The following is a 12,894-nucleotide window of genomic DNA, read 5'->3' as shown; positions in this document are numbered from 1 at the left end:
TTATGCTACAAACAGCTGACATAGAAGCGCTTCTGAATCAGGCGGCCACCCGGCGGCTGAAGTTCGAGAACGTAGTGAATGAATTGCTGGACGACGGTCTGATCACCAAACAGGAACTGGTAATCAGTCCCGAACGAACCTCGGCCTATAATTTCGAGCGAGACATTCAGGCGATTCAGGACCGATCGGATGATCGGCAAGAAACGCTCTGGCAGATCGAGATTCCACGCGATGGGTTTTACGACACGTTGCCCGAGCGCCTGTTTCACCGGGTAAAGAAACGCACGAAAGACCCGGACGAGTGGGCCGAGATACGTCAACAGGAAGAGAAACAGGAGCAGGAATCACGGCACTTTTTTTTGCCGTTCGATAACGAATTCAATCACCAGCGAGCGGCCATCGCCCGATTTGAAACCCGGACGCTGGCGGGCGATGATGAGCTACTGGTATCGGAACTGCTAAAGCTCGTGGCGCCTGATACGGAAGTGTATTCGCTAACGAACCCGCAGAAATTGACGCTGTTTTTACTGATCACTCAGGCCTATCAGATTGTGGGAAATTGGGAACAAACAGCGTTCTATTTCGGGCGTTTTCTGCAGGCTCCTGTACAGATTCAATACGGTCGGCAGGTGATTTCCGTCAATCGGCAGGACCGGCTGGCTTCCGACTGGCAACCCGCTAAACTGGGCGACAGTCGACTGGGTCTGGACTGGGTATTGCCGCAGCCTGATTTGATTGACGACGGCGGATTGGTGCGCCTGACGATTGGTCCATTGGCCGATAGCCAATTGTATGATTTCCTGCCGGGAGGAGTCGGCCTTCGGCAGGTTGGCTTACTGGCTGGCTACCTGTTTCCGGCTGATGCTGATTGGCGGATGGATATAGTAGCCGATGCCGTCAACGATGTCTTTAGCTTATCAGCCAGTGACACCGCCGGGCGATTGGGCATGACCACTACGTTGACCTGATTCGCCAGCCTGCAAAACGCGTTTACGGATAGAGATGATAAAACCAGTACGAATAAAATAGAAACTTACTTTACAGATGAAAACAGAGGTTATACTCCCCATTATCGTTTATAGTGTCGTAGCGATTCTTTGCCTGGTCGGGCTGGTTGCGCGGCATTCGGGAAAAGAAATCTTCACGAAAAAACTGCTGGCATACACGCTTGGAATCATAGCCGTTGCGGGCGGTCTGGGGGCGATCATGTTCCGTGTGGGTTCGCTCGTACTAGCCTTTTATCTCATCGAAGCGCTGGCGCTGATGTTAGGGATTGTACACGTAGTACTCTCGCGAAAACTGTTCTCCTTCCTGCCAACGGGCGGATTCTGGTCAGAATTGTTGTTGGCGGCTTTTGCCGTATTGCTGATTGGTGCGTCGTTTTCTGCCATGTTTGGCTGGCTTACGCCATCTGGCCTACCAGCCTCCTTGCTCGTGACGGGCTTAGTACCGTTTCTGATTCCGGTGCTGGTGCTTTATGCCCTGTATGCCTGGAATGCCATTCCGCTGAAGATCTACAAGAAATGGTTTTATCCGGTTGAGCGGCCCGTGCCATTAGTCGAGTTAGACAATACCTTACGGCTGAACTTTCTGGTGACCAAGCGGCCTGATGCGCCTGTATCGAACCGCTTTACGGTAACGCTGCCCGCCGACCGGACGCTCGATGAACTGTTTCAATTCATGATTTACTCGCACAATCACGAAGAAGATCCTGAGCACCCGATTCTGTATCACGAAGACAATACGGAAGGCACGTTGCTGGGCTGGATTTTCTACCGGGAGTCGTGGGGAGGGTGGGTAAAAACCTACTTCGACCCGTCGCTGTCGTTGCTTCGAAATGGTCTCAAGCCTGAAGACACTATTATTGCCAGGAGTTTCAGTAACTAACTGCCTTTCGTTAGTATACGTAGTACCAACCGGAATTGCGTCATACTAACGGATATTTGATTGCTTTTACTAAAGTACTTATGCTACCCGAACTGACGCATTGGCCCGTAAACTGGGCCGACGGTATGAAAATATCACGGTCGCATCTGATCGCGAACGACAATGCCCTGCGCGACGCTATCCGCGACGCCACTGGTTTACTGCTGACCAGTTACAATTACGGCCTGTTATCGTCACCGACAGGCCAGGAAAGTCCCTTATTACTTACCTGCGATGGTAGCGAACTCACCTTGTCGATCTGCCGGGCCATTACACCCGGCGGGGCACGGATAGACTTTGACGCTGCCCGCACGCTTCCCCTTCGGTTGTCACTGACGAATGTTCGTGAGCAGTGGCAACGGTCGAACCATACGGTGGGCTATATCGTGCTGGATATTAACCCGTTTGAGCCGCAACCCTGGGGGCAGCCTGATCCCGAAGAAGTACCGCTACGTTACCCGTACACGCAACCCACCTGCCGACTGAGCGTATTGACGGCATCCATGCTGGCACCTGGTATGTCGGCGGGTTATCATCTACCCATTGGCAAGTTGCTACTGAGCGGGGGGCAGTTCTCGCTGGACAGTACGTATCTGCCACCCTGCCGCTCGGTGGGTGCCTGGCCAGCCTTTCGCCAGCATCACCAGACGATCGGCAAAAACCTGGGCAAGATTGCCGACTTTGCGACTACGGTTATTGGCCGGGTACGAACGAATGCCCGTTCGGGACAGGCGAACCTGCTGGCCTCCAGCATTGGCTATTTAGCGGAAGCTACCGTGCGGGTAATGAGTGATCATCTGGATGCGTATGACATGCGCGGGCAGGATGAATCGCCCCTGTTTATCGTTGAGCTGGGTGTTCGGCTGGCCCGAACGTTGAAGCTCGCTATTAAAAGCACCCCCGATCAGGAGCGGGATACGATGTTTAATTACTTTAAAAACTGGTGCAACGTCAGTCCTGCCGAATTCGAAACATCGCTAAATAATCTGCTGGAAGAAGAATATATCCATGCCGATTGCCAGTCGATGATCACTCATTTTTATAATCTGACCGATAAATTAATTGCGCTATACAGTAAATTGAGTGAATTAAACTACGTCGAAAAAGAGCGCGGAACGATTTATCAGGAAAAGCAGGAACTAGATCCGCAACCTACCAAACGGAAAGGTATCTGGGGCTAAACCCATTTCCAACTGTTCAGCATCCACAAATCGAATAATCACCCCTAAAATAGAGAAGTAGAATGGGACTTCCAGCCGCCCGAGTGCTCGATATGCATATCTGCCCGATGGTTACGCCGGGCCTTCCACCAGTTCCCCACGTTGGTGGGCCAATTACAGGCCCCGGTACGCCAACCGTTTTGATTGGCGGGCAGCCAGCCGCCTGTGCTGGAGACCTCTGTACCTGTGTTGGGCCACCATCCAGCATTATTATGGGGTCTGTAACTGTATTGATTGGTGGCAAACCAGCGGCCCGTGTCGGAGATCCGACGGCGCACGGTGGAACGATCTCACCACCCGGTTGCCCAACTGTGTTAATTGGCGGTTAACGGATCTCCCCCAATTACTGGCGCTTACGCATAGATTTAGGATCGCATGTTCTTGGGATAATAACAAACCGACAGTAGAATAACGATTTTTTAAACTTATTGTATACTATATGATTAACTGTTTAAATAACATTTAATTTGCTGGAATACAGAGCGGCCGACTTCCCGAGCTACCGGCTTTTCATTAACCAATGCCAGTTGCCTAAAATTATCCTGTTGCTCGTGCTTTTATTCATTCCGGTGATGGTACATGCCCAAACCGTGAATACGCTGATGGATCGTTCTACAGCGCAAATTAAAAGCTACGCCCTTTTGGTCGACCAGGGCTATACCCTTGATCGGGTACGCACCGATACCACCCTCCGCTTTGTGCCAAATGATTCACTCCGGCCCGTCAAGGCAACGTATTACTGGTTGAAGGTAGTAGTGATTAATCCCGCTCACTATGATGAACCTTACAACGTATCAGTCCAACCTTCTCTAAAAAATACCCTGTATTCTTTTGATAGGAATTCACTACGCTGGGTTTCTCAGCAAGGCGGCATCTATGCTCCCAATATGGGGCGTCGCAATCGAAACCTGATGACTTTTGTCGCTCAGGGTCACACTGAAACTACATTATTTATACAGGTTGATGTACGCTACCCATTCGACAAAGCCATTAAGCCAGTAATAACCATTGAAAAACAAGCTATTACCAACCGTGATGATCAATTTAGGCTCATTGCATGGATCGCGTCGCTGTCGGTATTGTTCCTGTTCTTTCTGAACAACTTAATTATCTATTTTAACTTCAAACACAAAATCATTCTCTACTATCTTATTGTACAGATAGGCGGAATGATCTATGTAACGGACTACAAACAGTTTTTTCAGGTTCTTTTTCCGTGCCCGGTTTTCACCATTGGCTTGCTGCCCAATGGTCAACTTACCCATTATGACCTGGGTAATTTATTGCAACACTTTAGTATTTTTCTCATCTTGTTTGGTCTGGTGCAACTGACCCGCGCCTATTTAAATACGTCCACTACGTTACCCCGATTAGATTTCATACTCAGATATGGGTTATACACGTATGGGCTGTTATCTTTTATTCTGTTGGTCATTAACACTTGTCTGGTTTATCTGGAATCCTATACGATATGGTATCATAACGTTTTGGCGCTCTTTCTGATCGGGGTCATTATATGGACCTGTATAATTGGTTATGTGCGAAGGTTACCGGCAGCCAGTCCTTTTTTATTGGCGACGATTCTACCCTTGTCCTTCATACTTGCCATTAGTTTGTTTCACGTATTTGTGAGCTTTAACAAAAACGAAGGTACACTACTACCTGATCTGGCTATTATTACGCAGGCGCTTATGTTCTCGGTAGCGTTAGTAGCCCGAACGAAATTAATTCAGCAGGAATTAATGGTCCGAAACGCAGAAGCTCTGCAGCATCTGTTCGATATGCGGGAAATGGAATTAAGCCACCAACTCACCGAACTGGAAAACCAAAAAATCAATGCCGATATTCGGCACGAAAAAACCAAAAACGAATTACTACAGCAACGGCTGGAGATCAACCAACGGGAGCTGGCTTCTACGACCCTGTACATGGTTCAGAAAAACGAGTTGCTTGCCAATCTTAAAGCACGACTCGTGAAGCTGACCAACCGGCATCCAACAGTAAGCCAGCAAGAATTGAAAGGAATCGAGTCGATCCTGCAAAGCGATCAATATCTGGATGCCGACTGGGGAAAGTTTAAGGTGCATTTTGAACAGGTGCATCCTGATTTCTTTGATAATCTGCTGGCGAAATATCCCTCTCTGACTAAACATGAGATTCGGCTCTACGCCTATTTTCATATCAATCTTTCTACGAAAGAAATTGCCGCCCTGCTCAATATTGATCCGGCCAGCGTACGACGGGCAAAAACCCGTTTGTACAAGAAAATGGCTGTTAGCGAACCTGATACGCCCGCCTGAATGATCCGGCTTAGTTTGCTACATATTCTACCTTAACATGCCCAATTGAAGCTAACTATTAATTTATCTTTCTAATAATCAATAGCTTACTTAAGCTGTACACACTTTGTCTACGGTCGACTTTTGGTAGTAGCTCGAAATTAGGACTGCTTTACGTAGCAATGCTAATTCTCGACTCGCTCAACCAAATCCTGACAAAAATGCATCCTTTCGTTTCGACGGCTTTATTGGGGACCTAATTCAGCCGTTCACCAGTTGTGCGCCCATTGGCGTTCTGGGCGGGCCTACCGTCTACGGGAGCGACACCATCATGGCACTATCAATACGTAGCTAGCACCGTATCTTCTTTACGGCTTTCAGCCAACCAGCTAAGGCCACGCCAATCGCGACAATTACCGGTAATATGAACGTCTGGCCAGGGCCTTAAGCAACGGTCTCAGTGGCAAAGGCTCATGAATTTATAAGCCTAAAACTTTACCGTGGAATGGGAGGCAACGATCCATTTTTTCTGCTTTACTGGCTGGCCTGTATCGGCTTTATGCGACTATGTACATCCAAAAAAGCCACAAACGGACAAATCTGATGAGACTGAATAAAGTACGTATACCCTTTCTGCTCCTACTGGCGACGCCAATATTCCCGTCCAATGGCGTCAGTTTGACTACGCCTGGGACGTTTTTACCCGACCAGATCTGGCCTACGGACGGGCGATTGACTAAACTTGAAAGCGTCCGATTTCCTGCGTATAAGGGAGAAAAGAGCAACCTGGAGTGGGGAGAATGGGTATTCATCATTGAGCGGCATTAAGCCGCTAGTAGCATCCCCTGAAGCCATAGATTTACGGATCAAGGTCATATTGTTGTCAAATGGCTTTGTCAAAGGAATAATGGTCGCTGTAACCTTCCAACAAGGTTACCTTATTATTGAGTTGTCTACACTTTGTCTATCTTATTTTCGGGCTGTACACACTTTGTCTACGCTCGATTTTAGCAAGTGCCTGGAAATAGCGTGTCCTTTGCCCCGTAAGTACCGCTTCGGATTGCAATGGACAGCGTGCTCGGGCCGGCCTAAAACAATTGGAATCTTCCTGAACGGCTGAGTTGATTATTAGTGGGTTTCCTGCTTCTTAAGTGTACTTACTTTAAAAAAAGCATAACAAACCAGCGATATGAAAAAACATAAACAAGTACCTACGACACTATTCCAGCGCACAGTCCGACCAATGGACATTCAAGAGCTGGATCGGTATCGGGTCCTCAAAGGAAAGCTGTTGCGGGCAATTCTACGAGGAGTCCGTTATCCGTTTAGCGCTGACTTTAACTACGTCGTCAACCTGCAAGCGTGGTAGCAGTTAGCTGCGCCCATCCGGAATTTTTACCCCATCCCTTGTATAAATAAAGTTGCTTCTCACGGCTGATGCGTACCTGCTTGTTGGGCTGCACCCGGTTCCATTTGGGAGTATTCCCCTTTTATCTATCAACTCCTTACTCGTATGCCTGCTTCTTTACTCAATGAATCCGTGTCACCTCTGGTGCCTCCCCAACTGGTCAATTCCGACATGGCTGAATCCCGAGGGGGCAATCTGGCTGGGCTCGTCCACTGGCTGTTGACCGTCTGGCTAGTGCTGCTAGGGTCGGTGGCCCCGGCCCAGCCCAGCAGTCCTTCGCTCAACTGGGAGAGTAGTACAACTGGGGAGAGACACACGGTTGGTCGGCAAAGCGACGGGAGTCTGTGGGCCTGGGGAGAAAATTTCTATGGGCAGTTGGGCAATGGCACCAACACGGACCGCACCAGCCCTGTGCGCATCGGGCTTTCTACTAACTGGGTAAGCACCGCAACCGGGCAGGAACACAATGTGGGCCTGCAAAGCGATGGCAGTCTGTGGACCTGGGGAAGAAACCTTGAAGGAGAGTTGGGTGACGGCACCACCACCAATCGGAACAGCCCGGTACGCATCGGTATAGAGACCAACTGGGCCAGTATCGCAGCAGGGTACTACCACAGTGTGGGCATACAGAGCGACGGCAGCCTGTGGGCTTGGGGACGAAATTTTTGGGGTTCACTGGGCGATGGCACTACCACTAACCAGAACCAACCAAAGCGCATTGGGCAAGCCACCAACTGGATCAGTATCGCGACTGGTCAGGAACATACGGTTGGCCTGCAAAGCGACGGCAGCCTGTGGGCCTGGGGACGAAATTTTGAAGGGCAGTTAGGCAATGGTACCACCACCAACCAGAATCAACCGGTACGTATCGGCTCGGTCACCAACTGGGTCAGTATCGCGGCTGGACAATATCACACCATAGGTCTGCAGAGCGACGGGAGTATGTGGGCCTGGGGAAACAATCAATATGGCCAGTTGGGCGATGGCTCCACCACCAGCCAAAGCAGCCCGGTACGTATCGGTTCGGCCACCAACTGGGCGAGTATCACGGCGGGGTATACCCACACTCTAGGTCTGCAAAGCGACGGCAGTCTGTGGGCCTGGGGATTTAATTATTCGGGGCAGTTGGGTGATGGCACTACCAACCAGCGTAACAGCCCCGTGCCGATTACCACCGCATCCCCCATCGTGAGTCTGTCTCGCGGCCCGGCGGCTTTCCATTCGGTGGTCATTGGCGCCACCCGTCAGACGCTCTGTGTGACGGGCAATAACAGCCAGGGTCAGTTGGGCGATGGCACCACCACCGATCGGACTAGTTACCAGTGTGCGCTGCCCACCCAGCCCGTCAGCCCCATCTCCCTGACCGCTACGGCCAGTTCCACGGCCGTCTGCGCGGGCAGCACGGCGGTCCTGTCTGTGTCAATTACAGGGGGCGTCACTCCCTACAGTTACACCTGGGCGGCTCCCTCGGGCGCCACCTTGTCGTCTATTAGTACCTCCACCGTATCGGCCTCCCTCACCATCACGGGACTAAACACGTTCACCGTGACGGTAACCGGGGCCGAAGGTACGCCCGTGACGGCTACCATGAACGTAACGGTGGCTCAACCACCAACGGTGAATAGTCCGGTAGTTACCACCGCGACAGTAGGGATTGGCTTCAGTCAGAGCTTTACGGCTGTAGGGGGCACGGCTCCCTACAGTTACAGCCTGGTCAGCGGCAGCTGGCCCCCGGGTCTGAGCCTGGCGACCAGCACGGGCGTGGTGGCGGGCACACCCACCCAGCCCGGTAGTTTTCCTATCACGATCCGTGTCCGTAGTGCCAACGGCTGTTCGGGCGTGAGCGCGACATATCCGCTGATGGTGATCGACTCCCCCACCCCGACGCTGGCAGGTTTAGCGGCCAGTCCGGGATCAGTCTGCGTAGGCAGCCCGGTTCAGTTCACCGCCACGGTAGGCAACCTGATAGGCAGTTACATCTATACCCTCACCAACGGACTGGGCGCTCCTCTAACGGGCAATACCAGCAGTGCTACGTTTAGCCAACTGGTGACCGCGTCGGGCACGGGCACACAGAACTTTACGCTCACGGTGAGTGCTAACGGCCAGTCAGCATCCAGCACAACTACCTTGACGGTGAATCCATTACCGGCAATTAGTCTAACCAATAATGGTCCCCTGAGCTGTACCGTTACCGACGTAACGCTGACGGCCAGTGGCGGTACGTCTTACACGTTTACCAACGGCAGCGGGACGCTAGGCACACCGGGACCCACCAATACCTTAAGCGTCAATAGCCCTGGGACTTACTCGGTGCGGGTGGCCAGTGCTAGCGGCTGCGTGAACACCACCAGCGCCATCGTCAGAAGCAACCTCCTGCTGATCTGGGAGAGCGCTGCGGCCGGGCAGGATCACACGGTGGGTCTGCAAAGTGACGGCAGTCTGTGGGCCTGGGGACGAAATAACGTTGGTCAGTTGGGCGATGGCTCTACCACCACCCGTACCAGCCCGGTGCGCAGCGGCACGGCCACCACTTGGATGAGGATCGCGGCTGGACAATATTATACCGTAGGCCTGCAAAGCGACGGCAGTCTGTGGGCCTGGGGGTACAACGGCTATGGTGAGTTGGGCGATGGCACCACCACCCAGCGCACCAGTCCAAGACGAATCGGTTCGGCCACTAACTGGACTAGTATTGCGGCTGGAGCTGACCACACGGTGGGTCTGCAAAGCGACGGAAGCCTGTGGGCTTGGGGACGAAATAATTTTGGTCAGTTAGGTGATGCCACCACCACCCAGCGCACCAGCCCGAAGCGCATCGGTTCGGCCACCAACTGGGTTAGTATCGCAACTGGACAGCTTCACAGTGTAGGTCTGCAAAGCGACGGCAGTCTGTGGGCCTGGGGAAACAACGGTTATGGACAATTAGGCGATGGCACTACTGCCACCCGTACCAGTCCGGTGCGGATCGGTACGGGGACCAACTGGGTCAGTATCACGGCTGGAGCTGACTACACTCTAGGTCTGCAAAGCGACGGGAGTCTATGGGCCTGGGGATACAATTATTATGGCCAGTTGGGCGATGGTACCACTACTAACCAGAGCCAACCAAAGCGCATCGGTTCGGCCATCAACTGGGTCAGTATCACAGCGGGGAATACCCACACCGTTGGTCTGCAAAGTGACGGGAGTCTATGGGCGTGGGGAGACAACTTTTATGGTCAGTTAGGTGATGGAACGACCATCGTCCAGCGTAACAGCCCTGTGCTGGTTGCCACGACATCATCACCTATCGTAAGCCTGTTTAGCGGCTCAATGGCCTTCCATTCGGTGGTCATTGGCGCCACCCGCCAGACGCTTTGTGTAACGGGCAGTAACAACCGGGGCCAGTTGGGCAACGGCACCACCACCGATCGGACTAGTTACCAGTGTGCGCTGCCTACCCAGCCCGTCAGCCCCATCTCCCTGACCGCTACGGCCAGTTCCACTGCCGTCTGCTCGGGTAGTCCGGTGACCCTGTCGGCGTTGGCTACAGGAAGGAGTTGCCCACCCTACACCTACAGTTGGGCATCCCCTTCAGGCGCCACTCTGTCGGCCACCAATACCTCCGCTATATCGGCCACTCTCACTACCCCCGGACTGAACACCTTCACCGTGACGGTAACCGGGGCCGAAGGTACGCCCGTGACGGCTACCCTGAACGTAACGGTGGCTCAACCACCAACGGTGAATAGTCCGGGAGTCACCACGGCGACGATAGGGGTGGGCTTTAGTCAAAGTTTTACGGCTGTAGGGGGTACCGCTCCCTACAGTTACAGCCTGGCCAGCGGCAGCTTACCCCCGGGCCTGAGCCTGGCGGCCAGCACAGGCGTGGTGGCGGGCACACCCACCCAGCCCGGTAGTTTTTCTATCACTGTTCGTGTCCGTAGTGCCAACGGCTGTTCGGGCGTGAGTGCGATGTATCCGCTGGTGGTGATCGACTCCCCCACCCTAACGCTGGCGGGTTTAGCGGCTAGTCCAGAATCAGTCTGCGTGGGCAGTCCGGTTCAGTTCACCGCTACGGTAGGCAACCTGACGGGTGCCTACACTTATACATTATCTAACGGGCTGGGGGCTCCTCTATCGGGTAGTGCCAGCAGTGATACGTTTAGCCAACTGGTGACCGCGTCGGGCACGGGCACACAGAGCTTTACGCTTACTATCAGCACCAGCGGCCAGTCAACCACCAGCACAACTACCCTGACGGTGAATCCCTTACCGGTGGCCACTCTGGTAAGTAGCGGCCCTTCAACCTGCGCCGTTACGAGTGTGACCTTAACGGCCAGTGGCGGCACGTCCTACACGTTCGCCAGTGGCAGCGGGCAACTGGGCACACCGGGGCCAATCAATACGGTTGTGGTAAACAGCACAGGTACCTATTCGGTCAGAGTAGCGGATGCCAGCGGCTGCGTGAGTACCACCAGCACGATCGTTACCGCTGACCAAACGGCTCCTGTGGTTAGCATTACGCCATCCAGCGCCACCCTGAGTTGTGCCAGTCCAAGGGTGAGTTTGACGGCAGATGGCAGTGGTTCGGTGCGCTGGTCAACGGGGGAGACCACTTCCATTATCTCAGTGAGTGTGGCAGGTACGTATTCAGTGAGTTTAACCTCAGCCAATAGCTGTGTAGCCTCAGCCAGTGTGGCTATCAGCCAGGACAGCTCCGTTCCCACCGTCAGTCTGGTCAGCAGCGGTACGCTAAGCTGCGCTCTAACGAGTGTGACCCTGACGGCCAGTGCAACGGGGGAAGTCAGTTACGCCTTTAGTGGCGGTATACCTCTGGGCACTAATCAGGTGCTTGTCTCCACAGCCGGCAACTACTCAGTGACTGTTACGGGGACCAATGGCTGCACGGCCTGGGACAGTATCGCCGTCACCAGCAATAGCACCCTGTCTGCCACTGCGACGGCCTCTTCTACCACGGCCCCGGTCGGTAGCGTGGTGAGCCTGAGTGCGTCGGGAGGCACTACCTATCAATGGCTGGCGCCTACTGGGGCCAGCCTGAGTAGCCCCGCCACTACGTCACTGGTCTCCGCCACGTTAACCAGCCCTGGCCTGCAAACCTTTACGAGTATCGTCACCCAAGGTAGCTGTAGTCAAACCCTGACGGTGGACGTGACAGCCCTGGGCGTACCCGATCTGGCGACCATTCTTTATGTGAGTCCCTCGCTCGTCTATGGCAACTCGGCCTGTAGCCTGGTAGTGGACGTAGTGGAAGTGAACGGTAGCCTGACCAATGGACGGATTCAGGTCTATATCACTAAAGACCCCTTGTTAAGTTTGAGCTTGACTGGCACCGCCACTTCTGTCGGTGGTCGCCCGGTGCAGAATAGTGCATGGAGCCTGGATGGGCTAAGTGATAGTAACTTTTACATCCTGACGACGAATCAGTCAATTGGGGGAAAGGGGCGACTCTCGGTGGGTCTGACTGGTCAGTTAAGCCCGGGCAATACGAAGGGAAATCTGGGGGTAAGTGCACTGGTGATGAGCAGTGGAGAGGAGAATATGCTCAATAATATGGGGGCTATAAAAATCGATTATTTCAATAAGTAAAGGTCAGCGTTTGTGGGCGAACAGAGGATTTACGGGACGACAGAGCAACGGTGTGCGCTACCTAAAACCGTATGGCGCAGGTGCAGGGTCAACTCGTCCGCTGTAAAGCCAGGTAACTCACCTTTGCCAATCCAATTCAGGAATGAGTCAATCATATTCGTGTGGTTTAGGCTTAGTTTGGTTACTCAATTACACGACGTTCTAGCTTTACTCTACCAATCCTTCCTCTTACGGGTCAGGGCTGTCCTGCGTGTTCCACGGATTTCCTTCACGAAGGCTGTCATAAAAACCCTTCCAGCCTATTTTCATGTTTTCCTCTATGGCCTCGTCCACCCGTTTGTTAATATCTGCCCTAGATTCGCCCGTCTGTTCAGAAAGCGCATTAACATGTAAGCTGAGTAGCGTCTTCATCAACGCATTGTTTTCTATCAGGAGTGTGACGATGTGTGTTTGATTAGGCGTCATAGTT

At 52.9% G+C, this 12,894-nt stretch carries 10 protein-coding genes; 8 read left to right on the top strand and 2 right to left on the bottom strand.

From position 1 onward, the window contains the following. Window positions 1-2 precede the first annotated feature (2 nt). The 8 genes from BM202_RS08115 (at window position 3) to BM202_RS08080 (ending at window position 12,425) form a co-directional block, all read left to right on the top strand. A complete protein-coding gene (locus BM202_RS08115) occupies window positions 3-968 on the top strand; it encodes a type VI secretion system baseplate subunit TssG (RefSeq protein ID WP_093824763.1) in 966 nt (321 codons plus the stop codon). A gap of 76 nt (window positions 969-1,044) precedes the next feature. Next, the gene (locus BM202_RS08110) at window positions 1,045-1,887 is read left to right on the top strand and encodes a TssN family type VI secretion system protein (protein WP_093824761.1); all 843 of its coding nucleotides are present in this window, start codon (window positions 1,045-1,047) and stop codon (window positions 1,885-1,887) included. A gap of 80 nt (window positions 1,888-1,967) precedes the next feature. Next, complete coding sequence (locus BM202_RS08105; protein ID WP_093824759.1) at window positions 1,968-3,107, top strand: hypothetical protein; 1,140 nt, start codon at window positions 1,968-1,970, stop codon at window positions 3,105-3,107. Between the two features lie 62 nt (window positions 3,108-3,169). Beyond that, complete coding sequence (locus BM202_RS08100) at window positions 3,170-3,475, top strand: PAAR domain-containing protein (RefSeq protein ID WP_093824757.1); 306 nt, start codon at window positions 3,170-3,172, stop codon at window positions 3,473-3,475. Window positions 3,476-3,613: 138 nt separating this feature from the next. Continuing rightward, on the top strand, window positions 3,614-5,446 hold the full coding sequence (locus tag BM202_RS08095; protein ID WP_093824755.1) for a 7TM diverse intracellular signaling domain-containing protein: 1,833 nt from the start codon (window positions 3,614-3,616) through the stop codon (window positions 5,444-5,446). A 582-nt stretch (window positions 5,447-6,028) separates the two neighbouring features. After that, window positions 6,029-6,253, top strand: coding sequence for a hypothetical protein (locus BM202_RS08090; protein ID WP_143100651.1), 225 nt, complete (start codon window positions 6,029-6,031; stop codon window positions 6,251-6,253). 415 nt (window positions 6,254-6,668) lie between these two features. Next, window positions 6,669-6,794 (top strand): hypothetical protein, encoded by a 126-nt coding sequence (locus BM202_RS38705; RefSeq protein ID WP_262507667.1) that lies wholly within the window; start codon window positions 6,669-6,671, stop codon window positions 6,792-6,794. Window positions 6,795-6,938: 144 nt separating this feature from the next. Next, window positions 6,939-12,425 (top strand): RCC1-like domain-containing protein, encoded by a 5,487-nt coding sequence (locus tag BM202_RS08080; protein WP_093824749.1) that lies wholly within the window; start codon window positions 6,939-6,941, stop codon window positions 12,423-12,425. A gap of 29 nt (window positions 12,426-12,454) precedes the next feature. Here the strand turns inward: BM202_RS08080 and BM202_RS38700 are convergent, their stop codons facing one another. Together BM202_RS38700 and BM202_RS08075 are read right to left on the bottom strand one after the other, a co-directional pair. Continuing rightward, window positions 12,455-12,580, bottom strand: a complete 126-nt coding sequence (locus BM202_RS38700) for a hypothetical protein (protein WP_262507666.1) — start codon at window positions 12,578-12,580, stop codon at window positions 12,455-12,457. A 73-nt stretch (window positions 12,581-12,653) separates the two neighbouring features. Beyond that, on the bottom strand, window positions 12,654-12,890 hold the full coding sequence (locus BM202_RS08075; RefSeq protein ID WP_093824747.1) for a hypothetical protein: 237 nt from the start codon (window positions 12,888-12,890) through the stop codon (window positions 12,654-12,656). Between the last annotated feature and the right edge of the window lie 4 nt (window positions 12,891-12,894).

Origin of the sequence: Spirosoma endophyticum, assembly GCF_900112365.1 — a bacterium.
GTDB classification, from domain to species: domain Bacteria; phylum Bacteroidota; class Bacteroidia; order Cytophagales; family Spirosomataceae; genus Spirosoma; species Spirosoma endophyticum.
The sequence above is the reverse complement of the archived record's forward strand: the minus strand, read 5'-3'. Positions and strand labels throughout refer to the sequence as shown.

Bases quoted from the DNA above. Each gene is read 5' to 3' on its own strand.
- BM202_RS08115 (WP_093824763.1), top strand. From the start codon at position 3: ATGCTACAAACAGCTGACATAGAAGCGCTTCTGAATCAGGCGGCCACC.
- BM202_RS08110 (WP_093824761.1), top strand. From the start codon at position 1,045: ATGAAAACAGAGGTTATACTCCCCATTATCGTTTATAGTGTCGTAGCG.
- BM202_RS08105 (WP_093824759.1), top strand. From the start codon at position 1,968: ATGCTACCCGAACTGACGCATTGGCCCGTAAACTGGGCCGACGGTATG.
- BM202_RS08100 (WP_093824757.1), top strand. From the start codon at position 3,170: ATGGGACTTCCAGCCGCCCGAGTGCTCGATATGCATATCTGCCCGATG.
- BM202_RS08090 (WP_143100651.1), top strand. From the start codon at position 6,029: ATGAGACTGAATAAAGTACGTATACCCTTTCTGCTCCTACTGGCGACG.
- BM202_RS38705 (WP_262507667.1), top strand. From the start codon at position 6,669: ATGGACATTCAAGAGCTGGATCGGTATCGGGTCCTCAAAGGAAAGCTG.
- BM202_RS08080 (WP_093824749.1), top strand. From the start codon at position 6,939: ATGCCTGCTTCTTTACTCAATGAATCCGTGTCACCTCTGGTGCCTCCC.
- BM202_RS38700 (WP_262507666.1), bottom strand. From the start codon at position 12,580: ATGATTGACTCATTCCTGAATTGGATTGGCAAAGGTGAGTTACCTGGC.
- BM202_RS08075 (WP_093824747.1), bottom strand. From the start codon at position 12,890: ATGACGCCTAATCAAACACACATCGTCACACTCCTGATAGAAAACAAT.